At 64.1% G+C, this 23,508-nt stretch carries 23 protein-coding genes and 1 pseudogene; 12 read left to right on the top strand and 12 right to left on the bottom strand.

Annotation, left to right across the window (positions count from 1 at the left end; all coding sequences use genetic code 11):
• Positions 1-137: 137 nt before the first annotated feature.
• Positions 138-1,654: pseudogene (locus FFI89_RS31160) on the bottom strand (AMP-binding protein).
• A 117-nt stretch (positions 1,655-1,771) separates the two neighbouring features.
• A complete protein-coding gene (locus FFI89_RS31155) occupies positions 1,772-2,329 on the bottom strand; it encodes an HNH endonuclease (RefSeq protein ID WP_138831312.1) in 558 nt (185 codons plus the stop codon).
• Positions 2,330-2,519: 190 nt separating this feature from the next.
• Here FFI89_RS31155 and FFI89_RS31150 point away from each other — a divergent pair, with 190 nt between their 5' ends.
• Positions 2,520-4,277 (top strand): chloride channel protein, encoded by a 1,758-nt coding sequence (locus FFI89_RS31150; RefSeq protein ID WP_138831311.1) that lies wholly within the window; start codon positions 2,520-2,522, stop codon positions 4,275-4,277.
• A 10-nt stretch (positions 4,278-4,287) separates the two neighbouring features.
• On the opposite strand, the gene FFI89_RS31145 is transcribed toward FFI89_RS31150, so the two are convergent.
• From FFI89_RS31145 to FFI89_RS31120, 6 genes are all read right to left on the bottom strand, one after another.
• Positions 4,288-5,256, bottom strand: coding sequence for a peptidyl-alpha-hydroxyglycine alpha-amidating lyase family protein (locus FFI89_RS31145; protein WP_138831310.1), 969 nt, complete (start codon positions 5,254-5,256; stop codon positions 4,288-4,290).
• Between the two features lie 135 nt (positions 5,257-5,391).
• The gene (locus FFI89_RS31140; protein ID WP_138831309.1) at positions 5,392-7,176 is read right to left on the bottom strand and encodes an NAD(P)/FAD-dependent oxidoreductase; all 1,785 of its coding nucleotides are present in this window, start codon (positions 7,174-7,176) and stop codon (positions 5,392-5,394) included.
• A gap of 127 nt (positions 7,177-7,303) precedes the next feature.
• Positions 7,304-8,383: a DUF2855 family protein gene (locus FFI89_RS31135; RefSeq protein WP_138831308.1), complete on the bottom strand. Its 1,080-nt coding sequence runs from the start codon at positions 8,381-8,383 to the stop codon at positions 7,304-7,306.
• 224 nt (positions 8,384-8,607) lie between these two features.
• Positions 8,608-10,140 carry an acyl-CoA synthetase gene (locus FFI89_RS31130; RefSeq protein WP_246669301.1) on the bottom strand — a complete coding sequence of 511 codons (1,533 nt, stop codon included), beginning with the start codon at positions 10,138-10,140 and terminating at the stop codon, positions 8,608-8,610.
• Between the two features lie 21 nt (positions 10,141-10,161).
• Positions 10,162-11,346 carry an ABC transporter substrate-binding protein gene (locus FFI89_RS31125; RefSeq protein WP_138831307.1) on the bottom strand — a complete coding sequence of 395 codons (1,185 nt, stop codon included), beginning with the start codon at positions 11,344-11,346 and terminating at the stop codon, positions 10,162-10,164.
• 47 nt (positions 11,347-11,393) lie between these two features.
• Complete coding sequence (locus FFI89_RS31120) at positions 11,394-12,368, bottom strand: nitronate monooxygenase family protein (RefSeq protein WP_138831306.1); 975 nt, start codon at positions 12,366-12,368, stop codon at positions 11,394-11,396.
• Positions 12,369-12,522: 154 nt separating this feature from the next.
• Between FFI89_RS31120 and FFI89_RS31115 the strand changes: the two genes are divergently transcribed.
• Positions 12,523-13,410, top strand: a complete 888-nt coding sequence (locus FFI89_RS31115) for a LysR family transcriptional regulator (RefSeq protein WP_138831305.1) — start codon at positions 12,523-12,525, stop codon at positions 13,408-13,410.
• On the opposite strand, the gene FFI89_RS31110 is transcribed toward FFI89_RS31115, so the two are convergent.
• Entirely contained in the window at positions 13,367-14,089 is a 723-nt protein-coding gene (locus tag FFI89_RS31110; RefSeq protein ID WP_138831304.1) for a DNA-3-methyladenine glycosylase, read from the bottom strand. The two genes, FFI89_RS31115 and FFI89_RS31110, sit on opposite strands and share 44 nt — an antisense overlap.
• 110 nt (positions 14,090-14,199) lie before the next feature.
• Here FFI89_RS31110 and gluQRS point away from each other — a divergent pair, with 110 nt between their 5' ends.
• The gene (gene gluQRS / locus FFI89_RS31105; protein WP_138831303.1) at positions 14,200-15,072 is read left to right on the top strand and encodes a tRNA glutamyl-Q(34) synthetase GluQRS; all 873 of its coding nucleotides are present in this window, start codon (positions 14,200-14,202) and stop codon (positions 15,070-15,072) included.
• An 83-nt stretch (positions 15,073-15,155) separates the two neighbouring features.
• A complete protein-coding gene (locus FFI89_RS31100; RefSeq protein ID WP_138831302.1) occupies positions 15,156-16,424 on the top strand; it encodes an ATP-binding protein in 1,269 nt (422 codons plus the stop codon).
• On the opposite strand, the gene FFI89_RS31095 is transcribed toward FFI89_RS31100, so the two are convergent.
• Entirely contained in the window at positions 16,351-17,211 is an 861-nt protein-coding gene (locus tag FFI89_RS31095; protein WP_210249172.1) for a YihY/virulence factor BrkB family protein, read from the bottom strand. The two genes, FFI89_RS31100 and FFI89_RS31095, sit on opposite strands and share 74 nt — an antisense overlap.
• A gap of 169 nt (positions 17,212-17,380) precedes the next feature.
• Between FFI89_RS31095 and FFI89_RS31090 the strand changes: the two genes are divergently transcribed.
• From FFI89_RS31090 to FFI89_RS31070, 5 genes are all read left to right on the top strand, one after another.
• Positions 17,381-17,575: a twin transmembrane helix small protein gene (locus FFI89_RS31090; protein ID WP_138831300.1), complete on the top strand. Its 195-nt coding sequence runs from the start codon at positions 17,381-17,383 to the stop codon at positions 17,573-17,575.
• A 23-nt stretch (positions 17,576-17,598) separates the two neighbouring features.
• A complete protein-coding gene (locus FFI89_RS31085) occupies positions 17,599-18,171 on the top strand; it encodes a cob(I)yrinic acid a,c-diamide adenosyltransferase (protein ID WP_138831299.1) in 573 nt (190 codons plus the stop codon).
• A gap of 126 nt (positions 18,172-18,297) precedes the next feature.
• Positions 18,298-19,047, top strand: a complete 750-nt coding sequence (locus FFI89_RS31080; RefSeq protein ID WP_138831298.1) for an electron transfer flavoprotein subunit beta/FixA family protein — start codon at positions 18,298-18,300, stop codon at positions 19,045-19,047.
• Positions 19,047-19,991 (top strand): electron transfer flavoprotein subunit alpha/FixB family protein, encoded by a 945-nt coding sequence (locus tag FFI89_RS31075; protein WP_138831297.1) that lies wholly within the window; start codon positions 19,047-19,049, stop codon positions 19,989-19,991. Before FFI89_RS31080 ends, FFI89_RS31075 begins: the two co-directional genes overlap by 1 nt.
• Positions 19,992-20,181: 190 nt before the next feature.
• Complete coding sequence (locus FFI89_RS31070) at positions 20,182-21,063, top strand: 3-hydroxybutyryl-CoA dehydrogenase (RefSeq protein WP_138835858.1); 882 nt, start codon at positions 20,182-20,184, stop codon at positions 21,061-21,063.
• 24 nt (positions 21,064-21,087) lie between these two features.
• Here the strand turns inward: FFI89_RS31070 and FFI89_RS31065 are convergent, their stop codons facing one another.
• A complete protein-coding gene (locus FFI89_RS31065) occupies positions 21,088-21,498 on the bottom strand; it encodes a chlorophyllide reductase (RefSeq protein WP_138831296.1) in 411 nt (136 codons plus the stop codon).
• A gap of 89 nt (positions 21,499-21,587) precedes the next feature.
• Here FFI89_RS31065 and FFI89_RS31060 point away from each other — a divergent pair, with 89 nt between their 5' ends.
• The 3 genes from FFI89_RS31060 (at position 21,588) to FFI89_RS31050 (ending at position 22,656) form a co-directional block, all read left to right on the top strand.
• Positions 21,588-22,166: a DUF2975 domain-containing protein gene (locus FFI89_RS31060; RefSeq protein ID WP_138831295.1), complete on the top strand. Its 579-nt coding sequence runs from the start codon at positions 21,588-21,590 to the stop codon at positions 22,164-22,166.
• Positions 22,167-22,174: 8 nt separating this feature from the next.
• Entirely contained in the window at positions 22,175-22,390 is a 216-nt protein-coding gene (locus FFI89_RS31055; RefSeq protein WP_138831294.1) for a helix-turn-helix transcriptional regulator, read from the top strand.
• Positions 22,391-22,458: 68 nt separating this feature from the next.
• Positions 22,459-22,656 (top strand): hypothetical protein, encoded by a 198-nt coding sequence (locus FFI89_RS31050; RefSeq protein WP_138831293.1) that lies wholly within the window; start codon positions 22,459-22,461, stop codon positions 22,654-22,656.
• A 135-nt stretch (positions 22,657-22,791) separates the two neighbouring features.
• Here the strand turns inward: FFI89_RS31050 and FFI89_RS31045 are convergent, their stop codons facing one another.
• Positions 22,792-23,460: a redoxin family protein gene (locus FFI89_RS31045; protein ID WP_138831292.1), complete on the bottom strand. Its 669-nt coding sequence runs from the start codon at positions 23,458-23,460 to the stop codon at positions 22,792-22,794.
• Positions 23,461-23,508 lie beyond the last annotated feature (48 nt).

Raw genomic sequence — 23,508 nt, 5'->3', positions numbered from 1 at the left:
AAACGGCCGCCTTTAAAGTGTCTCGCAAAATGAGTCACGGCGCGACTGATAAGACAGGCATGTTCACAAATGTTCCATTGCCGGTGGCGGTGCCGACCGGCGGGGCCGGTCCGCGCCGGCCAATCGACGCGCCGCCTTTACTCGGCCTTCGCCTGCGCGCGGTGCGGCGTGATCCGAAAGGCACGATTTTCCTTCATCCAACCGGCGCGCTCGTCGCGCAGCAGGGTGCGGCGAACCTTGCCGGAATCGTCGCGCAGGCCGACGCAGACGATCTCGAAACTCTCCGGATGCTTGTAGCGGCTGAGTTGATCGGCGAGGAACGCGCCCATGCCGTCGGCGACCGCTTGCGCATCGGTAGCGGGGTCGAGCTCGAGGATCGCGTGCACGCGCTGTCCGAATTCCGGATCGGGCAGGCCGACCACGACGCAGGAGCGGACTTGCGGATACGCCGTGACTGCGGCCTCGACTTCGGCCGGATAGATATTGGCGCCGCCGCGCAGGATCATATCGGCGAGCCGGTCGCCGAGATAGAGGTAGCCGTCGGCGTCGAGCCTGCCGATGTCGCCGAGCGATTCCCAGCCGTCGGACCGGCGCTTCGCTTCGGCGCCGAGATAGTGATAGGTGCTGCCGGCGCCGTCATTGGGCAGGAAATAGATCTCGCCGGTTTCACCGGTGGCGACCTCATTGCCGTCGTCGCCGACGATCTTCAGGCGGCTGGTATCGCCGATCTTGCCGACCGAGCCCTTGTGCGCCAGCCATTCGACGCCGGTAATGATCGTGGCGCCCTGCCGTTCGGTGCCGCCATAGAGTTCGTAGATCCGCTCCGGCCCCAGCCACTCGATCCATTTTTCCTTCAGCCAGGGCGGCATCGGCGCGGCCATATGAAACACGATCTGTAGACTGGAAAGATCGTAGCCGTTGCGCACTTGATCCGGCAGCGCCCAGATCCGGTGCATCATGGTCGGCACGAAATTGACCCATTGCGCCCGGTTGGCTTCGATCAGGCGCAGCGTTTCCTCGGCGTCGAATTTGACCAGGCCGGTGACGCGGCTGCCGGAGAACAACGCCACGTGCGTCGCGATAAACGGGGCGTTGTGATAGAGCGGGCCGGGATTGAGCAGCGAGCCGTTCTGTGGAATGCCGAGCCCCGAGGCGACCGCCGTGTCGTGCACTGCAGGCATATGATCGAGGATCACCTTCGGCCGTCCGGTCGAGCCGCCGCTGGTCATCGCCTTCCAGTACCGCGCCACCGGGTTGGTCAGCGGCTCGTCCGAAAAACCTTCGGGTACGAAATCGGCCGGCAGCGAATTCGGCGCGTTCCAGTCCGGCTGGCCACCGACCACCAGCGACGGCTTGAGGATGTCGAGCACGGCTGCGGCTTCGCCGCGCGGCAGCCGCCAGGTCAGCGACGTCGGCGTCGCGCCGCATTTCCACACCGCAAAGGTGGTCTCGAAAAACGCGTTGCTGTTGGGCAGACCGATGGCGACGAAATCGCCTGGTTGACACCCTTGGCGGCAAAGGCGCGGGCGCGGGCATTCGCGTTGCGCTCGAGTTGTTCCCAAGTCAGTTCATCGGCGCCATGGCTGACCGCGACGGCATCCTTCGGTTTGCGGTCGGCATACCACCGCGGCACGTCGGCGATGGGGATCAGCATTGGGGGCGTTTCCGTTATCGGGCGTCTTGATGCCGCTCTTGTGATTCGAGTGCGGCGGTTCGCCGCCACATCACACTTCACCAACGGAAGCTGCGGTGAGTCAAGACGCGGAACCCCTTACGGATCCAGCTCGGTATCCCAGTATAAATAATCCAGCCAGCTATCGTGCAGATAGTTCGGCGGGAACAGACGTCCGTTGCGGTGCAGTTGGTGCACGGTCGGCGCGAACGGGGTTTGCCTTGGAAACATCCGCGCCTGCTGCGGCGTCAGGTTGCCCTTGCGCAGATTGCACGGCGAACAGGCCGCGACCACGTTCTCCCAGGTGGTCTGGCCGCCCTTGCTGCGCGGGATGATGTGATCGAAGGTGAGGTCGTCATGCGCGTGGCAGTACTGGCACGAGAAGCGATCGCGCAGGAACACGTTGAACCGGGTGAAGGCGGGGTGGGTGGTCGGCTTGACGAAGGACTTGAGCGACACCACGCTCGGAAGCTGGATCTCGAAGGTCGGGCTGTGCACCGCGCGGTCGTAGTGCTCGACGATATTGACGCGATCGAGAAACACCGCCTTGATCGCGTCCTGCCACGACCAGAGAGACAGCGGGTAGTAACTCAGCGGCCGGAAATCCGCGTTGAGCACCAGTACCGGCCAACCGCCTTGCGAGACATGTGCGTTCAAGTAACGCTCCTGACTCCCATGTTAGCTGCGAAGCAGCATTGCGTCTGCATACTACAATCAGCGTGACGGGATTGTGAAGAGCGTTCCGGGCCTTATCCGCGGCCGCCACGATCCTGCCCAATTGCATCCTTGGCGCAAACACCGCTAAACGGGGCGGTAACACCGCCCCCGCCGCAGACGGACCCGCCTTATGACGACCAAGAGCCGCTATCTGGAGGCGCCACGCCGGCTGCGGGCCTTCGTCCGCGCGCATGAAATCAGCCTGGTGATCCTCGCGGCGCTGGTTGGAACCGTCAGCGGGGCGGTGGTGGTCGCCATGAGCGTGGCGGTCGCGGGCCTGCACGCCCTCCTGTTCAATATTTCGATCCGGGAGCGGCTTTCGAGCCAGCTCTCGATCGAGCCGCTGCGGGCCCTGCTGGTGCCGAGCCTGGGCGGGCTCGTGCTCGGCATCGCCTTCCTGCTGATCGCGCGCTGGCGGCCGGCGCGCGAGATCGACCCGATCGAGGCCAATGCCCTGCATGGCGGGCGGATGTCGTTTCGCGGCAGTGTGATCGTGGCGCTGCAGACGATCTGGTCCTCAGGCGTCGGCGCCTCGGTCGGCCTCGAGGCCGGCTATACCCAGCTCGCCAGCGGGCTCGCCGCCTCGCTGGGGCGCGGATTTCACCTGCGCCGGGCCGACCAGCGCGTCATGGTCGGCTGTGGTGCTGCGGCCGCGATCGCCGGTGCATTCGGGGCGCCGCTGGCCGGCGCCTTCTATGCGTTCGAACTGGTGATCGGCGGCTATACGCCGGCCAGTCTGACCCCGGTCGGCGTCGCCGCCGTCGCCGGCTATTTCGTTACCCACGGCTTCTCGGCGCTGTCGCTCGGCATCGGCATCGAATCGTTCGGCGATGTGCGCGGGCGCGATCTGGCGATTGCCGCCCTGTTCGGGCTGTTGGCGGGGCTGTTCGGGATCGCGATCATGCGCGGCGTGGCGTTGTGCGAGACGTTGCTGGCAAAGATCCGGCTATGGCCGCCGCTCCGCCCGGCGCTGGGCGGTCTCGTCGTCGGCGCCATGGCGCTATGGACGCCGCTGGTGATGTCGTCGGGACATGGCGCGCTGCATTTCACCGGGATCGTCTCGTTGCCGCTGGCGGTCATTGCCGGGGTGTTCCTGCTCAAGGCCCTGGCCTCGATCGTCTCGCTCGGCAGCGGCTTCCGCGGCGGGCTGTTTTTCGCCACGCTCTTGATGGGCGCGCTGGGTGGGCGGCTGTTCGCCGCCGGTGTCGACGCGATCGTGCCGGGCTTCCATCTCGAACCTGGCGTCTATGCCGTGATCGGGATGAGCGCGCTGTCGGCCTCGGTGGTCGGCGGTCCGCTGACGATGTCGTTCATCGCGCTGGAATCGACCGGCAATCTCTGGCTCACCACCGCGGTGCTGGTCGCGGTCATCATCTCGACGCTGATCACCCGCGAATTGTTCGGCTACTCCTTTGCGACCTGGCGGTTGCATCTGCGCGGCGAGACCATTCGCAGCGCCGCCGATGTCGGCTGGATTCGGGACCTCACGGTCGGACGGCTGATGCGGCCCGACCTGACCACGGTGAATGCCAATATTCGAATCGCTGAATTCCGGGCGAAGTTTCCGCTCGGCTCCAAGACGCAAGTGGTCGCGATCGACGGTGAGGGCCATTACGTCGGGCTGGCGCTGGTTGCCGAAGCGCACGCGGCCGATGTCGATGAAGACAAGAGCCTGATCGATTTCCTGCATCACCGCGAGGTGGTGCTGCACCCCGTCATGAACATCCAGGAAGCCATTGCCGTATTCGACGCCGCCGAAGCCGAATCGTTGGCGGTGGTGGAGGCCGGCGGCGAGCGCCGTCCGATCGGGACCCTGACGGAGGCCCACGCCATGAAGCGCTATGCGGAAGAATCCGAACAGCGCCGGCGCGAGGCGGTGGGGGCTTGACCGTAAGCCCCTAAATCTTCTCCAGTTTCTGCAGGCAGCGGGTGACGCCGACTTCCGGCGGCATCGGGGTGTCCGGAAAGCTGGTCTTCCAGTCGGTGACGCCGACTTCGCCGAGATAGATGTCGCCTCTGGAATCGATCGCGATGCCGTGCGGCGCGAGGAATTTGCCGGCCTCGATGCCCGGCCCGTTTTCGCCGCCAAGCCGCGCGACGCGGTTGCCCTTGGCGTCGACGATGGAAAGCCGCGGGCCGAGATTGGGCGATTTGCGATTCACGTTCATGCCCGGACCCAACTCGCCGATGATGAAGGTCGGCTGCTTGCCGCCGCAGCGGCACAGCGCGCAGGGGCGATGCAGGTTGTTCCACTGCGTCTCGTATTTGCCGTTGCCGTCGAATACCTGGACGCGGTGGTTCTCGCGGTCGGCAACATAGACGAAGCCGTCGGCGTCGGTTGCAATATTGTGGACGATGTTGAACTGGCCGGGATCGGTGCCGGGTTCGCCCCAGGTCTTCAACAGCTTGCCGTCGGGCGAATATTTGTGGACGCAGGCATTGCCGTAGCCGTCCGAGACGTAAATCTCTCCCTTCGGTGACAGCGCGGTATGGGTGCAGCGATGAAACGGCTCGCCGCTCATGAACGGCGCCGGCTTGTTCGGGATGCCGATCGTCAGCAGTACCTTGCCGTCGACCGAGCATTTGCGCACGGTGTGGTCGCCGTCATCGGTGCAATAGAGATTGTCGTCGGCATCGATGTGCAGGCCATGGGCGCGATTGAACAGCCCTTCGCCCCAGCTGGTGATGAAATTGCCTGCGCGATCCAGCACCACCATCGGATGGGCGCCGCGATTGAACACATAGAGACGATCCTTGCTGTCGACCGCGACCGACGCGACATCGGTGAAGCGCCACCCGTCGGGGAGTTTCGCGAAATTCTCGACGACGCGGTAGCGATGGTCGCCTGAGCCGAGAATGGTCGGCATGTGTGTGCCCCCCTGAGTGCTGCCGTCATTCCGGGATGGTCCGAAGGACCAGACCCGGAATCTCGAGATTCTCAGATGCGCAATTGCGCATCACAGTTCGATGCTGCGCATCGCTCCGGAATGACGTTGATGGATTTATGCCGTCACCGCCCGCGGCCCCACGCCCCGTGGCAGAAGCCCTTCCTCGATCGCCTTGATCTGCAGCGCCAGGTGCTTGGAGCCGATGCGGCATTGAGCGAGGCCGCCGGCGATCAGCCACAGGCCGGGCTGGCCGGTGCGCGTATACATGTTGCGCAGCTCCTGGCCGTCGCCGAATCCCCAGATTGTGCCGACGCGCTTCTCCACGCCCTCGCCGAACAGTTTGCGCACCAGCTCTTCCTGGCGCTTGTAGCCGGTTGCCAGCACCACCAGGTCGGCGGCGACGGTCTTGCCGTCCTTCATCCGCGCGCCGCCGGCGACGAACTTGTCGATGTCGGCGAATTGCTTCAGCGCGATATCGCCCTTCACGATCAGGTCGGAGCAGCCGACGTTGAAATAATAGCCGCCGCCGCGGGTGAGATATTTGAACTGCCAGCCGGTATTGTCCTCGCCGAAATCTAGCTTGAAGCCGGCGCGCGCCAGGCCGTCGAGCAGGTCCTTGTCGAGCTCCTTCGATTTATAGGTCGTCATCGCATGGCTCTTGCGCGCCACCGGCAGCGGCATCGAGGTTGCGATCAGGTCGTTGTCTTCCAGCGTGCCGTCGTTGTAGGGCGTGTAGACCAGTTGCGCCGAGGGTTCGATGCTGACCACCAGGGTCGACGAGCGCTGAACCATGGTGACGTCGGCGCCGCTCGAATGCAGGTCCTGCGCGATGTCGTGACCGCTGTTGCCGGTGCCGACCACGATGGCGCGCTTGCCCTTCCAGTTCTCGCCGTCGTCATACTGGCTGGAATGCATCACCTTGCCGGCAAAGTCCTTGAGACCGGGAATCTCCGGCATGCTCGGAATGCCGCTGACGCCGGTCGCCAGCACGACATGGCGCGGATGCATGGTGCGCCTGCTGCCGTCGGCGCGGCGCAGCGTCACCGTCCAGCGGCCTTCGCTCTCGTCGTAGCTGCCGCCCTCGAACTCGGTCTCGGTCCAGAAGTTCAGTTCCATGCTTTCGACATAGGACTCGAACCAGTTGGCGAGCTTGTCCTTCGGGATATAGGTCGGCCAGTTCGGCGGGAAGTGCATATAGGGCAGGTGGTTGACCTGGACCTGGTTATGCAGCGTCAGCGCATGGTAGCGCTTGCGCCAGTTGTCGCCGATGCGCTTCTCGCGATCGACGATCAGCGTATCGACATTCAATTGCTTCAGCCGGGCGGCGATGCTCAGGCCGGATTGGCCGCCGCCGATGACGAGCACGGTCGGGTCGTGGTCGGCATAGGCGCTCGAGGCGTTGCGCAGGTCGAGCCAGTTGGGGCCGCGGAAATCGCGCGAATAGGCGCTGCCGCGCGGACGCTGGGCGCCGAGCTGTTCCTCAAAACCTTTCAACTCGCCGAGCTCGGTGAGCAGCGTCCAGGCCTTCAGTTTGCCGTCGGCCGCATCCGGGACCAGCCGGACGATGCCGTTGCCGCGGCCAATTTTGGTCTCGAATTTGAAAATCGCCTCGATGCTATTTGTGCCCGCGCGCATCACCTGGCGCGGCGCGCGGCGGCCGGGATCGATCGCAAAGCCGCGTGGCGTTGTGTTGCCCGCAAGCGTCTTGAGTTCGCTCAAGATGCCGTCGGCGCCGTTGATGGTCTGGATGTTCCAGCTCAGCGCCAGCACGTCGCGCCAATGGCTGTCCTGGCAAAACAGGGTTTTCAGCAAGCCGTCGTCGGGCCTGGTCAACGCCTCTTCGAATTGCGCGAGCCAGTTGTCGGTCGCAACCGAAATATCCTCGGTCTTGTCGAGCATGAGCGTTTCTCGTCACTGGCCGTCTGTGCGGCGTTTTCCCTGTCACTGAGCCTATACCCATTCGGGACGGCGCAGAAAGGGCGTGAGGAGATATCGGTCATACGCTGGCGGGTGATCGAAAACGCTATCACAACGACAGAATATGCCCCAGGTTCGGCGGCACGCGGCCGTTGAGGGTATCGAGATAGGTCGCCTGCACCGCGGCCGGCCCGCGCCCCTCGGTCACATCGAGCCACTGGTCGAGCTTCGGCGCGAAGCCGCTCCATGCGGCGCCGAACCGCTTGTCGACGCCACCCGGTCCCCATTCCCTCGCCCGCTTGCGGATCTGGTCCGGCGCGAAGAACCATGTCGGCTTGGCGCCGGGCAATTGGGGTTCGTCAGGCGAAATGCCGCGGTGGGTGAGGCCGACCTGTCCGGAATATCTCATCTGGTCGCCGAAGTGCCGGTGCAAACGTTCGCGCAGGTCGCTGTTGCCGGCCATGTCGACATAGGCGACCGCCGAATCCGCCGGCAGCGCCGTCACGCCATCATAGGTTACGACCTCGTCGTAGCAGCCGAGCGATGTGACGAAGGCGGTGTTGCCGGCCGAGGTCAGCCCGATCACCTTGACGCCCCGCGCGTGCAGGAGATGGGCGAGGCCGAACGCGGTCTTGCTGGAGGCGGACGACAGCATCACGCGCTTCGCGCCATAATCTTCATTCTCGGCAAGGAAGTCGTCGACCAGGAACGACAGCATGAACAGCGGCCGCAGCAGCGCCTGATAATCGCCCTGCCTGCCCGCGAACGCCGGGTCGCCGCTGACGCGCGCATAGGCGTTGTAGACCGGCGCCACCCCCTGCCGGTGCGCGGCGGCATCGCGCAAGCCGCGCTTGCTGACGTCGGCGGCCTCGATGACCAGATAGGTGGCCATCGGGAAATAGCCGAACAGGGTTTCGCCGGCGGCGATGCCAGGATGTTTCGAGGCGATCACCTCGCCAAATCCCCATACCGGAATGTTGCCGAAATCCTTTGGCGCCGGAAACAGCTGCCAGTATTTGAGCTGATCGCCGAGCACGGCGTAGGTGATGTTGTTGGCGGTCAGCGCGAACCGCGTGACCTTAACCAGCAGCGCTTCATCGGGAAGCGTTGCGGCGTCGGGCAGTTGCGTCTCGATCAGTTTGCATTGCTGCAGATCGTTGCGGGCGACGACGAAGTCGGTGGACTGCATTGGCTTGATCCCTGCTCATCATGTGGCCCGCGATCATTGCCCGGTTCGATGACCGCTTTGCAACAGCAGATAGCGTTTAAAACGTTGTTCGCTTCAAACACTGTTCGGTTTGGAATGCTCACCCCGTCATTGCGAGGAGTGCAGCGACTAAGCAATCCATCTGTCCAGTGGCGCGGAGAGATGGATTGCGTCGCTTCGCTCGCAATGACGAGCAGAACGGTTTCTTACGTCGCCGCGCGCAGGCCGCCCTCGGCATGGAGATCGCGCAGCTTGCGCTTGAAGATCTTGCCGCTGGCCTCGCGCGGCAGGGCGTCGAGAAACTGGATGTCCTTCGGCACCTTGAAATTGGCGAGCCGTCCGCGCAGAAATTCCTGCACCGCGCGGGGCGATAGCAAAGCATTCGGTTCCGGCTCGATGCAGGCGAACAGCCGCTCGCCGAACTCGTCGTCGGGGACGCCGAACACCGCGCAGTCACGCACGCCGTCCATGCCGATCAGCGCGTTCTCGATTTCCGCCGGATAGATGTTGACGCCGCCCGAGATCACCATGTCGCGCTTGCGGTCGCATAGGAACAGATAGCCGTCCGGGTCGAGATAGCCGACGTCGCCGACGCTGACCAATCCATCACGCCCGGCCTCGGCGCGCGCCTCGGCCTTGCCGTGATAATCGAAATCCGAGGTCGCGACCTGGCGCATGAAGATCTCGCCGGGCTCGTTGACCTCGCACAGTTCGCCGTTGGGGCGGAAAATCCTGACGATGCCGCCTTCGATGGCGCGGCCGACGGTGCCGGGTTTTGCCAATGCCTCCTCGGCCGAATGCCACACCGGAATGCCGGTTTCGGTCGAGCCGAAATATTCGTGAACGACAGTGCCCCACCAATCGATCATGGCGCGCTTGACCTGCGGCGGGCAGGGCGCCGCCCCGTGCACAATAAAGCGCAGCGACGACAGGTCGTAACGGCGCTTCACCTCATCCGGCAACCGTAGCAGGCGGACGAACATCGTCGGCACCATGTGCATGTGGGTGACGTGATGGCGCGCGATCAGTTGCAACATGTCCTCGGGGTCGAAGCGCGGCTCCAGAACGATGGTGCAGCCGTTGCGGAACGCCAGCATGCCATAGGAATTCGGCGCCGAATGGTACATCGGGCCGTTCATCAGGATGACCTGGTCGTCGCCTGCCTTGATGCCGTAGGCGATGGTGCCGACGCGCGCCGATGCCGCCTGCTGTTCGGGCTGCATCGGCTTGCGGCGGACGCCCTTGGGCAGGCCGGTCGTGCCGGAAGTATAGAACATCGGCGCGCTGCCGATCGCGGGCGCCTGCGACGGGGCGTGAGTGTCGCGCCAGTCATCCCAGTCGGTCATCCCATCGGGGACGCGCGTCAGCGGCGTTGTGACGTTAAACGCCGCCGCGATTTCCGGCGGCGTCGTCACCACGAACAGCTTCAAATGAGGCGGCAGGCCGTCGCGGATCTGCGGCAATAAATCAGCGTGGCAGACCAGGATTTCGGCGCCGCTGTCGGCCAGGATGTAGGCGACTTCTTCCGCCTTCAGATGCCAGTTGATCGGCACCACGGGGCTGCCGAGGGCTGCGGCAGCGCCGGAAACCTCGAACAACGCAAAATCGTTGCGCAGCATCATGGCGACCGGCGTGCCGGCGCCAAGGCCGAGCGTCATAAATCCTGCCGCCGTCCGCGCGATGCGGGCGTGAATCTCGGGATAACTGATCGCGCGGTCGCCGCTGATGATCGATGTCACGTTGTTCTCCCCGGCCACTGCTCAGCGGTCGTCCAGAATTTCGCCAAAACCGACCCAGCTCTTGCCGTCGAAGCGGCGGAGTCTCAGTTGCTGGAACGGCAGATAGTCGTCGGCATCGGTCGATACCGTCATGCCCGGCAATAGCATCGGCAGCTCAACCTCGCGCAGCGACGCCGCCTGCTTCATGATGTTGTCGCGGCCAAAATCGTCCTTGCACGCCGCCAGCACCTTCATCAGCAGGCTGGCAAAATGATAGCCCGCTGCATAGTTCGAATTGTTGAGGTCGGCGTTCGGCAGATACTGTTTCATGAAGGCGAAATACGCTTTCACGCCGGCATCGTCGGCCCATTGCACGTCCATCGCATCCTTCTGGTTGCTGGATGAGATCAGGCCGACGGCGTTTTCGAGGCCGGCGGGTTCCAGGAACGAGATCGACGACGCCGAGGTCGGGACAAAGAACAGGTCGGGCTTCCAGTTGATCTCGGCGGCGCCCTTGATCATCTGCGAGGTGAATTTGCCGAGCACGACGCCGAACATCACGTTGGCGCCGGAGGCCTTCAGCGTGGCGAGCTGCGAATTGATGGTCGGTGCGCTGGTCTCGTAGCTGGCTTCCGCCACGATCATGGTCGCGGCCTTGTCGCCGAGCGCACGCTTGAAGCCGGCGACATAGTCGCGGCCGAAATCGTCGTTCTGCGAGAGAATGGCGATCTTGGCGTCGGGCTTGGTCTGCAGGATATGCTTGGCATAGATCACGCCTTCGGACTGGTAGGCCGGCATCCCCGGCATCGTCCACGGAAAGTTCTTCGGGTCGGCCCATTTGGTAGCGCCGCTCAGCACGAACAGTTGTGGCACCTTCTTGCCGTTGAGATAGCGATGCACGGCGCTGTTGGTCGCGGTTCCCAATGAGCCGAACATGACAAGTACTTCGTCCTGCTCGACCAGTTTGCGGGTCTGCTCCACCGTCTTGGGCGGCGAATAGGCGTCATCGAGGCTGATGAACCTGATCTTGCGGCCGTTGATGCCGCCTTCGGCGTTGACCTTCTCGAAATAGGCCTGCTGCGCCCGCCCGATGATGCCGAAACTCGATAGCGGCCCGCTATAGGGAAGCGTCTGGCCGATACGGATGTCGCCCTTGTCCTCGGCGCCGGCCGCAGCACCCGCCGTCAAGGCGAATGCGAGCGTCATTAAATGCCGCGAGAGTCTCATTGTTACCATCCCTGTATCTGTCTTGTTGAAGCCGGGTCGCGCGCGCTTTACGCGCGCGACCGCTTCAGAAAATCGCCGCTGGCGTCGGTAAACTCCGCCTTCATGCGTTCGACCAGTTCGGAAACCGGCGGTGCGTCCGCGATCTGGCCGATGCCCTGGCCCGAGCCCCAGATGTCGCGCCACGCCTTCGACTTGGTGTTGCCGCCGGAGCCGAAGTTCATCTTCGACTTGTCGGCGACCGGCAGGTTGTCGGGATCGAGGCCCGCGGCCACGATCGACGGTCCCAGATAATTGCCGTGCACGCCGGTAAACAGGTTGGAATAGACGATGTCGTGCGCGGCGTGTTCGACCAGCGCGGCCTTATAGGCCTGATCGGCGTTGGCTTCCGCGGTGGCGATAAAGCGGGTGCCGATATAGGCGAGGTCGGCGCCGAGCGCGAGCGCGGAGGCAATGCTCCAGCCGTCGGAGATTGCGCCCGACAGCAGGATGGTGCCCTTGAACCACTGCTTGACCTCGCGCACCAGCGCGAACGGCGACAGCGTGCCGGCATGCCCGCCGGCGCCGGCGCAGACCAGAATCAGGCCGTCGACGCCCTGTTCGGCGGCCTTGCGCGCGTGCTTGACGTTGATGACGTCGTGGAACACGACGCCGCCATAGAAATGCGCGGCCTCGACGATCTCCTGCGGTGGGCGCAGTGAGGTGATGATGATCGGAACCTGGTGCTTCACGCAGGTCTCCATGTCCTTCATCAGCCGGTCGTTGGAGGCGTGGCAGATCTGGTTGACGGCGTAGGGCGCGACCTTCTTCTCCGGATGCAGCGCCTTGTACTCGCCGAGTTCGTTCTCGATCCGGCTCAGCCATTCGCCAAGCTTCTCGACCGGGCGCGCGTTCAGCGCCGGGAACGAGCCGACGATGCCGGCCTTGCACTGGGCGATCACGAGTTCGGGCCCGGAGACGATGAACAACGGCGATCCGACCACCGGCAGTTCGAGCGTATTCACAAGCGAAGCGGGTAACGGCATGCGGTCTCTCCCTGGGAACGCGGCCCGCGAGGATCCGGAACGCGCCTGTCATGTTGATTGATGCGGTGCATTATAGCGCTGGACGGCAGCGCCGGCCTGTTCAATATTGAACAGATGACTATCCAGCTATGAACATACCCGGCGGGAGGGCGCGATGGATTGGGACCTCTGCAAGACCTTCGTCGCGGTGGCGGAAACCCGCAGCTTCGCGGCTGCGGCGCGCCAGCTCCGTTCAAGCCATCCGACGGTCGGCCGCAAGGTCGCCGAACTGGAAAACCAGCTCGGAATCCCCCTGTTCGCGCGCTCCAATGACGGGCTGTCGCTGACCTCGCAGGGGCGCAAGTTTCGCGAGCATGTCGAGGTGATGGCGGCGGCGGCGTTGCGCGCCGAGGCCGCGGTGTCGGCGACCGGTGCGCAGGCCCGCGGCGTGGTCAAGCTATCGATCGGGTCAACGCTGGCCTCGCATTGGCTAGTGCCGCGGCTGGAGCCGTTCCTGCGCGCGCACGACCATATTCAGCTTGAGATCATTACCCACCCGTATCCGGCCAGCGTCCGCCGTCGGGAGGCCGATGTCGTGCTACGGCCGTTCGACAGTGGTGAAGAGAACTTGATTGGCCGGCGGATCGGCCGGCTTGGTACCGGCTTCTATGCTTCGCGCGACTACGCCGCGCGGCGCAGGCTCCCGGAGCGGCGTGATGAATGGAAGGGGCACAGCGTTATCGGCTTCGCCGATCCCACATCGTACGTGGGACTCGCGCGCTGGAGCGAAGGCATCACCCGGCAAGGGACCGTCGTGCTGCGCTGCACGTCGCGGGAAGCAATGCTGGCCGCCGCAAAGACCGGCCTCGGCATCGCGGCACTGTCGTGTTTCGCCGCCGCCGGCGATCCCGATCTGGTCCGGGTCGCCCCACAAAAATTAGTCAATGTGGCGGATCTCTGGCTGCTGGCGCATCCGGACCTCGTCGACCTCCCGGCGATGCGCGCGGTGATCGATTTCGTCACCGCTTGCGCGCGCGAGGACCGGGTGACTTTGCGAGGCTGATCTTGGCGAGGCTAACCTTGGCGGGGCTGACCTTTTCCGCCAGCACGCCCTCGCGCTTCTTCAACACGCGATAGTAGCTCCACCACAGATGCGCCGCCGCCCCGCGCAGCGGACGCCACGGCTCGGCCAGCGGCGCCATCTGTTTTGCCGTCGGGCGCGTCGTGAGACCGAGTCCGACCTTGACGGCCTCCTGCACGGCGATATCGCCGGCGGGCCAGGCGTCGGCGTGGCGCAGGCAAAACAGCAGATAGACGTCGGCGGTCCACGGGCCGATGCCGTGCAGCGCCGTCAGCGTGTTGTGCGCGGCGTCGGCGTCCTCTTCCGCCAGCACGTCGAGGTTCAGCCGCTCGGCATCGAGTTCGCGCGCGATGTTCTTCAGCGTCCTGATCTTGGCCCCCGACAGGCCGAGCCGGCCGAGGCGGTCGGTGCGGGCCTTGCGGATAGCGGCATGATCGAACGGGTCGAACGCCGCCGAGAGCCGGCCCCAGATCGCCGCGGCGCTGGCGGTCGAGACCTGCTGGCCGCAGACGATGTGCGCCAAACCCGCAAATCCCGGCTCGCGCTGCCGCAGCGCCGGCATGCCCGTGAGGTCGAGGATCGGCTTCAGCCGCTTGTCCTGCGCGACCAGCGCAACGATGGCGTCTTCGAGATCGGCCTGGGTGTTGAGATGGATGGTCATTTCTCTCTCTTCGTCATGGCCGGGCAAAAGCGCGAAGCGCGTCTTCGCTGGATCACCAGGCCATCCATATAATAGCGTAACAGAGTCCCGCCTCATGCGAATGCTGATACATGCCGCCACCCGTTTTCCGATTTGCGCCGAGTCCGAACGGCTATCTCCATCTCGGCCACGCCTGTTCGGCGATGCTGAATTTCGAGATGGCGCGCGCGTCCGGCGGAAAATTCCTGCTGCGCATCGAGGATATCGACGCCACGCGCTGCCGGCCGGAATTCGAGGCTGCGATCTACGAGGACCTTGCCTGGCTTGGCCTCGCCTGGGAAACGCCGGTGCGGCGGCAGTCGGAGCATTTTGACGCCTATCGCGAGGCGATCGAAAAGCTGAGTGCGCGTGGCCTGATCTATCCGAGCTTCGAGAGCCGCACCGAGATCGCCCGGCTGGCCGCCGAGAGGGAATTCAACGCGCCGTGGCCGCGCGATCCAGACGGCGCTCTGCTTTATCCAGGGGATGCAAAGTCGCTGTCATCGGCAGAGCGCGAGCGGTTGATCGCATCCGGCGCGCCCTATGCGCTTCGCCTCGACATGGCTGCGGCCTGCGCACAGGCCGGCGATCTCGGCTGGACCGAGCATGGCGAAGGCCCTGATGGCGAGCGCGGTGCCGTCACCGCCCACCCGGAAGCTTGGGGCGACGTCATCCTGGCGCGCAAGGAGGCGCCGACCAGCTATCATTTGTCGGTCGTGATCGACGATGCGCTGCAGGGCGTCACCGATGTGGTGCGGGGCAGGGACCTGTTCTGGTCGACCAGCGTGCACCGGCTGCTGCAATCGCTGCTCGGGCTGCCGCAACCGATCTACCGTCATCACCCGCTGATGACCGATGCATCGGGGCAAAAGCTCTCGAAATCGACCGGGTCCACGGGCTTGCGCGAATTGCGCGCGGCCGGGGCAACCCCGGCGGACATCCGGCAACGGGTACAACTGCCGTAGTTTTACTTACTGTGGCAACCACAAACCGGCCCGTGACTCGCGCCGCCGTGACATGGCATGCTGGCACGGCGAGACAGGGGACCATGGCGGCAAAACCACGCGTACGGCGTTCGAAAGCGCTGCCCAAAAAGCGGCCGGCGAAGAAGCGTGCCAAAAAGTTGCCGGCCAAGAAACTACCGGCCAAGCCGCGTCGCAAGCGCCCAGCCGCGTCGGGACCGGGCATGGTCGAGGCGGCACTCGCGGCATTCGCCCATGAGGTCCGCACGCCGCTGACCGGCATTCTCGCCATCAGCAATCTGCTGGCCACGTCCGACCTCGACGAACGCGAGCGGCGCTGGGCCGATACCATCAAGGCCGGCGCCGAACATCTGTCGAGTCTCGCGACCCTGTTCGTCGATGCGGCACGAAGCCGGGGCACCCACGCCAGTGTGCGGCAGGACCTGTTCGATCTGCCGGCGCTGGCGCGCAGCGTCGGCGACTCGCTGGCGGGACGGGCAGCGGCCAAGGGGTTGCAATGGTCCGTCGACATTTCGGAAAAACTGCCGGCGTTCGTGGTCGGCGATCCGGTCCGGCTGCGCGCGGCGCTGGAAAACCTGATCGACAATGCGGCGAAGTTCACCGAGCAGGGCGCGATTGCGCTGACCGTGACGCCGCTGCGCGGCGCCGCGGGCAAGGTCGGCGTTGCCTTCGCGATATCGGACAGCGGCATCGGTCTCACGCTCAACGAGGTCAAGCGGCTGTTCCGGCCGTTCTCGCAGGCCAACGTCTCGATCGCGGCGCGCTTCGGCGGCGCCGGGCTCGGGCTGGCGTCGGTCAAGCAGATCGCGCGCGCGATGGGCGGGGACATCATGGTGGCGGCGCGGCGCGGCGGCGGAACCGTCTTCACGCTGGCGGTGACGCTGACCCGCGCCCGCGCTTCCAGGGCCGGCGGCGGCGGCGTTGCCGACGGCGGAAGATCGATGCCCGGCCAGCGGCCGCTCAAACTGCTCAGCGTCGAGGACAATCCGTTCGGCCGCGTCGTGCTCAACGCCATCCTGACCGAACTCGGTCACCAGACCGAATTCATCGGCCGGGGCGAGGCCGCACCGGAGCGGATCGCGCAGGGCGCATTCGACGCCGTCCTGATGGACATGGTGCTGCCCGGCATCGACGGCATCGAGGCGATCCGGCGGATTCGCGCGCTGGCGCCGCCTTACGGCCGCATCGCAATCATCGGCGTGTCGGGCCGCGGCGACGACGAGATGGCGTCGCGCGCCGCCGGCGCCGACGCCTTTCTGGTCAAGCCCGTGTCTCCCCGTGCGCTAGCGACTGCGCTGCTTGAAGCGACACGCCGTGCGGCAGCCGCGACTTGATGATCGCCGCATTCAACTCGCCGCCATAGACGAAGATCGCGGCGATGAAATACAGAAACACCAGCGCGATGATGACCGACGCGAGGCCGGCATACATCGTCACGTAATTGTTGGCGAAGCGCGCCAGGTACTGGCCGAACACGATGCCCGACACCAGCGACGCCACCATGGTGAAGATGATGCCGGGCAGGATCTGCAGGAAACCTCTTCGTCCCGCCGGCAGCCAGGCGTGCAGGATAATGAGCGCCACGATCAGCGCCGAGATCGTGATGCCGTAGCGGGTGACGTTGAGGAAGTGCTCGTTGGTCTCGACGAAAAACGGAATGTGGCGCCGCGCCGCTTCCAGCATCAGCGGCCCGAGCACGATCAGGAACGCCATCGCCAGCGATGTGAAGGCCGCCACCAGCGTGTAGCCGATCGATTCCAGCCGCAGCCAGTACCAGCGCCGCGGCTCGACCACGGAATAGGCGCGGTTCAGCGCCACCCGCAGCGCTTCGACGCCGTTGGAGGCAAAGTAGACCGCGAGCACGGCGCCGATGGTCAGGATATCGCCGCGCGTGGTGGTCAGGACGTCGTGGATTTCGCCCGACAGCGAATCGGCGACCTGCTTGGGCCACACCTCCAGCAACAGGCTGACGGCCTGGTCGGCGAGTTCCTTGGAGCCGAAAAAGCCGGCCAGCGAGGTCAGCACGATCAGGAAGGGAAACAGCGCCATCAGCGTCGACAGCGCAATATGGCTCGCGATCGCCCAGCCGTCGTCGGCGAGAAACGTGTAAAACGCATCCATCACGACGTGGTAGACGTAGCGTATTTGCCTCACAGCCCACCTTGTGCTTGCGAATGACGGTTTCACCCGGGAATCCGGCTAGCTTCTGATATTATTGGGTTAAAAGCCAGATCGTTGAACCGCTTGTGAACGTGTAGATGTTGACCCTGCGCGGTGTTATGTAGCGCCAATGGCATCCTTTCTGAGTTCGATTGTCCTTCCCATCGCCGTTGCGGCCGTCGCAATCGTGCTGCTGCTCGGCCTCATCAACATGATGCGGGGCGGCTCGCCGAACCGGTCGCAGCAACTGATGCGCCTGCGGGTGTTGCTGCAGTTCGTCGCCATCGTCATCACCATGGTCGCCGTCTGGGCGATGGGCAAATAGCGTACCGGACGCAGGAGTCTAAAATGGTCGTGCTGAACCGCATCTATACGAAAACCGGCGACGACGGCACCACGGCGCTCGGCAGCGGCGAGCGCCGCCCGAAGTTCGATCTGCGGATCGCAGCCTACGGCACCGTGGACGAGACCAATGCCGCCATCGGCGTGGTGCGGCTGCATCTGGCCGACGCGCCCGAACTCGATCAAATGCTGGGCCTGATCCAGAACGATCTGTTCGATCTCGGCGCCGACCTCGCGGTGCCCCAGCGCGACGGCAAGGCCGAACGGCTGCGGATGCTGGCGAGCCAAGTCGAGCGGCTCGAGCGCGATATCGATAGCCTGAACGCGAAGCTGGCGCCGCTGACGTCCTTTATTTTGCCGGGCGGCACCCCCGCCGCGGCATACCTCCATCTCGCCCGCACCATATGTCGCCGGGCGGAACGGATCATGGTGGAACTCGCCGCCAATCCGGCCGAGCCGGTCAGCGACGCTGCCATACAATATATCAACCGGCTGTCGGATTTCCTGTTTGTGGCCAGTCGCGCCGTGAACGACAATGGGGCCGGAGACGTGCTCTGGGTGCCGGGTCAGAACCGTTAAAATACCTATCGTCTTCCCGGCCGTGCGGGGCCGATTTTTGGCTTTCGCGCGTTGACCACCGGTAGCGGGACCTTTAGGTTCCGCGCCCAAGCCATCAAACCCCAGAATTCAAGCGAAAGAGGATCGATGAAGGTTCTTGTGCCGGTAAAGCGGGTGGTCGATTACAACGTCAAGGTCCGCGTCAAGAGCGACGGAACGGGCGTGGAACTCGCCAACGTGAAGATGTCGATGAATCCGTTCGACGAAATCGCCGTCGAGGAAGCCCTGCGGCTGAAGGAAGCCGGCAAGGCGACCGAGGTGGTCGTGGTGTCGATCGGCCCGGCGCAAGCCTCGGAAACCATCCGGACCGGTCTTGCCATGGGCGCCGACCGCGGCATTCTGGTCAAGGCCGAAGGCAACGTCGAACCGCTGGCGGTCGCGAAGATTTTGAAAGCCGTCGCCGACGCTGAAAAGCCCGGCCTGATCATTCTCGGCAAGCAGGCGATCGACGACGATTCCAACCAGACCGGCCAGATGCTGGCTGCCCTGCTGGGCTGGTCGCAGGCGACCTTTGCCTCCAAGCTCGAAGTCGACGGTGCAGATTTCAAGGTGACGCGCGAAGTCGACGGCGGCCTGCAGACCGTGAAACTGAAGGGACCCTCGATCGTAACGACGGACTTGCGATTGAACGAGCCGCGCTACGCCTCGCTGCCCAACATCATGAAGGCGAAGAAGAAGCCGATCGACGACAAGAGCGCGTCCGACTACGGCGTCGATCTCACGCCGCGTCTCGAAGTGCTCAAGACCTCGGAACCGCCCGGCCGCAAGGGAGGCGTCAAGGTCAAGGACGTCGCCGAACTGATTTCGAAGCTCAAGACCGAAGCCGGGGTTCTCTGATGACTACGCTGTTGATTGCCGAACACGACAATGCGTCGATCAAGGACTCCACCAACAAGGCGCTGACCGCAGCGACCGCCCTCGGCGGCGACGTTCACGTGCTGGTGGCCGGTGAAAATGCCAAGGCGGCCGCGGATGCGGCGGCCAAGCTGGCCGGCGTGAAGAAGGTGCTGCTGGCCGACGGCCTGCTCTATGCCCACGACCTCGCCGAGCCGTTGGCCGCGCTGATCGTGGCGCTCGCCCCCGGCTACGACGCCTTCGTCGCGCCCGCGACCTCGCGCTTCAAGAACGTGATGCCGCGCGTCGCGGCCCTGCTCGACGTTATGCAGGTCTCGGAAATCATCAAGGTGATTGCGCCCGATACCTTCGAGCGTCCGATCTATGCCGGCAACGCGATCCAGACCGTCAAGTCAAAGGACGCCAAGAAGGTTATCACGGTGCGGACCTCGACCTTTGCCGCGGCAGGTGACGGCGGCAGCGCAACGGTCGAGAACGCCGCATCTGCGGCCGATCCCGGCCTCTCCAGCTTTGTCGGCGAGGAAGTCGCCAAGAGCGACCGTCCCGAACTGACCTCGGCGAAGATCATCGTTTCCGGCGGACGCGCCATGCAGAGCCGCGAGAACTTCGCCAAATATATCGAGCCGCTCGCCGACAAGCTCGGCGCCGGTGTCGGCGCCTCGCGCGCCGCGGTCGATGCCGGCTACGCGCCGAACGACTGGCAGGTCGGCCAGACCGGCAAGGTGGTGGCGCCGGAACTGTATATCGCGATCGGTATCTCCGGCGCGATCCAGCATCTCGCCGGCATGAAGGACTCCAAGGTGATCGTCGCGATCAACAAGGACGAGGACGCGCCGATCTTCCAGGTTGCCGATTACGGCCTGGTCGCGGACCTCTATCAGGCGGTTCCCGAACTGACCGAAGAACTCGGCAAGCTCGGCAAGTAACTGACGGGACCGGCCGGATGTGAAAACGTCCGGCCGGTATGTTTCAGGGCGTTTTCAAGCGAAGCGGATACCGACTTTGCGTGAAGAAAACGCGCCAAAGGTGGGACTGAAATTCCGGTTCTGATATTATCAGAATAGGGATTCAGAGATGAACAGGCGCGATGTGCGCGCCGTTCCGGTGGATGGCAAGATGGCGGTGACAATCAAGAAGGTCGGCGTGATCGGCTCGGGCCAGATGGGCAACGGCATTGCGCATGTGGCGGCGCTCGCCGGGCTCGACGTGGTGCTGAACGACGTCTCGGCCGACCGGCTGAAATCGGCGATGGCGACCATCAACGGCAACCTGTCGCGTCAGGTTGCCAAGGGCATCATTACCGAGGATGCGCGCAAGAAAGCGCTCGACCGTATCGCATCCGCCGAGACGCTCGACGGCTTATCGGACTGCGACCTCGTGATCGAGACCGCGGTCGAAAAGGAAGAGGTCAAGCGCAAGATCTTCCACGAACTCTGCGCGGTGCTGAAGCCGGAAGCGATCGTCGCCTCCAACACCTCGTCGATCTCGATCACGCGGCTTGCGGCCTCGACCGACCGTCCCGAGCGCTTCATCGGCATTCACTTCATGAATCCGGTGCCGCTGATGGAGCTGGTCGAACTGATCCGCGGCATCGCCACCGATGATGCGACGTTCGATACGGCGAAGGAATTCGTCACCCGGCTCGGAAAGCAGGTCGCGGTATCGGAGGATTTCCCGGCCTTCATCGTCAACCGCATTTTGCTGCCGATGATCAACGAGGCGATCTACACGCTCTACGAGGGCGTCGGCAACGTCGAGGCGATCGACGCGGCGATGAAGCTCGGCGCCCACCATCCGATGGGGCCGCTGGAGCTGGCCGATTTCATTGGGCTCGATACCTGTCTGTCGATCATGCAGGTGCTGCACGAAGGGCTGGCGGATTCCAAATACCGGCCGTGCCCGCTGCTGGTGAAATATGTCGAGGCCGGCTGGCTCGGTCGCAAGACCCAGCGCGGTTTCTACGACTACCGCGGCGACAAGCCGGTCCCGACGCGGTGATCCCGCGCGCGCTCGTGCCGTCCCTCATTTTTCGCTGAGGCGGCATCCGGCGCGCTTCAACATGTCGCGAACGATCAGCGGCGTGGCGGCGGTTTCGGCCGGGCTGGCCTTTGGCGGGTTCGCTTCGAGCGCCTGACGGGCCGCCTTGTCATCGAGGCTGAGGCGACGCGCGCAGCCGTGCTGCGAAAAACCCTGGTCGGCGGCGACATCGAGTAGCCATCCCGCGGTCTCTCCGGCCCCCGCGAGATAGGCGGTCAAGGTTTGGCGTGCCGTCGGGTTGGTCGCGGCCTGATCCAGCATTGCCCTAACCTGCGCGACCGAGATTTGCCCGCGGGACGTAGAGGGTTCGGCGCCAACCATCGTTGTTCCGATCATCGGCACAACGAGGATGCCCGCGAAGACCGAGCCGGGGCGTTGTAAACGACGATGCGGCATTGGACGGCTCCGTTTGGGAGAATGTTGATATACAGATATTTATTATCGTAAAACGATAATACGTCAATCGCTTTGCGGAGTCTGACTCGATGATCTCATCCAGCTCGTCCGATCTTTCCCATCCGGTGTCGCGGCTCGATCGCGTCAGGCGGATTCGGAGCGTTAGCCGCGTGCTCGCATACGCATGTGTGGGGCTTTCGATTGTTCTGACGGCCGGACTGGCCGCCTATTGGATCGTCAGCGTCGATGAAACCATCCTGCTCGACGCGCGGTTGCCCGGCATCGCGATCCGTCCGATCGGCTGGCCCGTGCGGTTGGCGAGCATGGCGATATCGGCGTTGTCGCTCGCTTGCCTGATCTGGGGTCTGCTGCGGGCACGCCGGTGTTTTGAAGAGTTCGCCAACAGCCGCTTCTTTACCGCTGAAAACGTCGATCGGCTGCGCGACCTTGCGATCGCGGTGTTTGCTTCGACCTTGCTGAAGCCCTTTGCCGGCGCCGCGTTGTCGATCCTGCTGAGCTGGCAGACCTACGCGACCGGAAAGGCCCTCGTGATCAATCTCGGGTCCGACTCGCTGCTGGCGTTGCTGTTCGCGGGCCTGGTCGCGGTGATCGCGTGGGTCATGGCGGAGGCGCATGCCATCGCCGCCGAAAATGCCCAGTTCGTCTGAGGTGCCACATGCCGATCCGGGTCCGGCTGAACGTGATGCTGGCCGAGCGCAACGTGAAATCCAAGGATCTCGCGGAGCATATTGGGATCACCGAGGCCAATCTCTCGCTGCTCAAGCAGGGAAAAGTGAAGGGCGTCCGGTTCGATACGCTGGAGAAGATATGTGAATATCTGAAATGTCAGCCGGCCGATTTGCTCCGTTACGAGAGCAATGAAGCCGGTTGAGGGAATCCTCCGGCCACCAAGCGTTAACCTTCGCCCGCTAGCCTCGCCCGCGTTTGGGGGCACCGCGTATGGACATGATGAGCATGGTTTCGGGTCTTCTTTCTGCTCAGGCGGGGAATACCCAGATGCAGGTCGCGGCCACGATCATGAAATCGAATTCCGATGCTGAAAAGTCCGCGGTCCTGACCCTGTTGGGCGGGCAGGCCTCGCCTTCCACCGCCAATCTCGGCGCCGGAATCGGCGGCAACCTCAATATTACGGCTTGAAATCCGGTAGCTGCCCACGCAGCGTCCTTGTGGTTCGGAAACGCGCGAAGACGCGCTCCACACCATGAGGGTTTAGGACTCATCCTGAGGAGGCTGCGAAGCAGCCGTCTCGAAGGATGAAGCCCGGAAAATGACCTAAAATCCCGCGGCCACCGGCTGCACCGCGGCCTTGATCAGCTTGATGGCGTCGTCGCTGGCCCATTCGGCCGGTCCGGCAATATTGGCGATCTCGCAGCCCTGGCCGTCGACCAGCACCGAGGTCGGCATCCCCAGCGCCTTGCCTATGTTCTTAAGATCCTGAAAAACCTTGGCTTTCTGGTCACTGAAATAGGCGAGCCGGGTCAAATTGCCGTCTTTCAGGAAGTTTTTCGGCTTTTCGGCGTCGCGGGTGTCGATGTTGATGGCGACCACCTCGAAATCCTTGCCCCCCAGCTTGGTCTGCAGGCTGTCCAGCGCAGGCATTTCCTTGCGACAGGGCACGCACCAGGTCGCCCACAGGTTCACCAGCACGGTCTTGCCGCGCCAGTCGGAGAGCTTTTTGGGTTTGCCGTCGGCATCCTCGAAGGCGAGGTCGGGGAGCCGCAGCGGGGTCGTCGCCATGGTCAGCGCGGCCACTTCGCCCTGTGCCAACGGCGCGATCTTCTTGGCCAGCGCGACCGCCCCGTTGCAGGCGGTATCGCCGGCTGGACCGCGTTTGAAGGCACCGAGGCCGTAGACCGCGGCAAAACCGATCAGCGCGCCGACCGCGACCGCGCCAATGGCGAGCGGGATCCGGCGCGTGACGGCCGGGCGGGGGGTGGGCATATCGGGCATATCGTTTGTCATCCTGTGTCAGATATGGCTATGCAGTGC

It is taken from the genome of Bradyrhizobium sp. KBS0727, from assembly GCF_005937885.2.
GTDB lineage: Bacteria > Pseudomonadota > Alphaproteobacteria > Rhizobiales > Xanthobacteraceae > Bradyrhizobium.
Note: the sequence above shows the minus strand (reverse complement) of the source record. Positions and strands in the feature narration are given on the sequence as shown.

Excerpts from the sequence above, each read along its gene's own strand:
- FFI89_RS31150 (WP_138831311.1), top strand. The coding sequence starts at position 2,520 with ATGACGACCAAGAGCCGCTATCTGGAGGCGCCACGCCGGCTGCGGGCC.
- FFI89_RS31145 (WP_138831310.1), bottom strand. The coding sequence starts at position 5,256 with ATGCCGACCATTCTCGGCTCAGGCGACCATCGCTACCGCGTCGTCGAG.
- FFI89_RS31140 (WP_138831309.1), bottom strand. The coding sequence starts at position 7,176 with ATGCTCGACAAGACCGAGGATATTTCGGTTGCGACCGACAACTGGCTC.
- FFI89_RS31135 (WP_138831308.1), bottom strand. The coding sequence starts at position 8,383 with ATGCAGTCCACCGACTTCGTCGTCGCCCGCAACGATCTGCAGCAATGC.
- FFI89_RS31125 (WP_138831307.1), bottom strand. The coding sequence starts at position 11,346 with ATGAGACTCTCGCGGCATTTAATGACGCTCGCATTCGCCTTGACGGCG.
- FFI89_RS31120 (WP_138831306.1), bottom strand. The coding sequence starts at position 12,368 with ATGCCGTTACCCGCTTCGCTTGTGAATACGCTCGAACTGCCGGTGGTC.
- FFI89_RS31115 (WP_138831305.1), top strand. The coding sequence starts at position 12,523 with ATGGATTGGGACCTCTGCAAGACCTTCGTCGCGGTGGCGGAAACCCGC.
- FFI89_RS31110 (WP_138831304.1), bottom strand. The coding sequence starts at position 14,089 with ATGACCATCCATCTCAACACCCAGGCCGATCTCGAAGACGCCATCGTT.
- gluQRS (WP_138831303.1), top strand. The coding sequence starts at position 14,200 with ATGCCGCCACCCGTTTTCCGATTTGCGCCGAGTCCGAACGGCTATCTC.
- FFI89_RS31100 (WP_138831302.1), top strand. The coding sequence starts at position 15,156 with ATGGCGGCAAAACCACGCGTACGGCGTTCGAAAGCGCTGCCCAAAAAG.
- FFI89_RS31095 (WP_210249172.1), bottom strand. The coding sequence starts at position 17,211 with ATGGATGCGTTTTACACGTTTCTCGCCGACGACGGCTGGGCGATCGCG.
- FFI89_RS31090 (WP_138831300.1), top strand. The coding sequence starts at position 17,381 with ATGGCATCCTTTCTGAGTTCGATTGTCCTTCCCATCGCCGTTGCGGCC.
- FFI89_RS31085 (WP_138831299.1), top strand. The coding sequence starts at position 17,599 with ATGGTCGTGCTGAACCGCATCTATACGAAAACCGGCGACGACGGCACC.
- FFI89_RS31080 (WP_138831298.1), top strand. The coding sequence starts at position 18,298 with ATGAAGGTTCTTGTGCCGGTAAAGCGGGTGGTCGATTACAACGTCAAG.
- FFI89_RS31075 (WP_138831297.1), top strand. The coding sequence starts at position 19,047 with ATGACTACGCTGTTGATTGCCGAACACGACAATGCGTCGATCAAGGAC.
- FFI89_RS31070 (WP_138835858.1), top strand. The coding sequence starts at position 20,182 with ATGGCGGTGACAATCAAGAAGGTCGGCGTGATCGGCTCGGGCCAGATG.
- FFI89_RS31065 (WP_138831296.1), bottom strand. The coding sequence starts at position 21,498 with ATGCCGCATCGTCGTTTACAACGCCCCGGCTCGGTCTTCGCGGGCATC.
- FFI89_RS31060 (WP_138831295.1), top strand. The coding sequence starts at position 21,588 with ATGATCTCATCCAGCTCGTCCGATCTTTCCCATCCGGTGTCGCGGCTC.
- FFI89_RS31055 (WP_138831294.1), top strand. The coding sequence starts at position 22,175 with ATGCCGATCCGGGTCCGGCTGAACGTGATGCTGGCCGAGCGCAACGTG.
- FFI89_RS31050 (WP_138831293.1), top strand. The coding sequence starts at position 22,459 with ATGGACATGATGAGCATGGTTTCGGGTCTTCTTTCTGCTCAGGCGGGG.
- FFI89_RS31045 (WP_138831292.1), bottom strand. The coding sequence starts at position 23,460 with ATGCCCACCCCCCGCCCGGCCGTCACGCGCCGGATCCCGCTCGCCATT.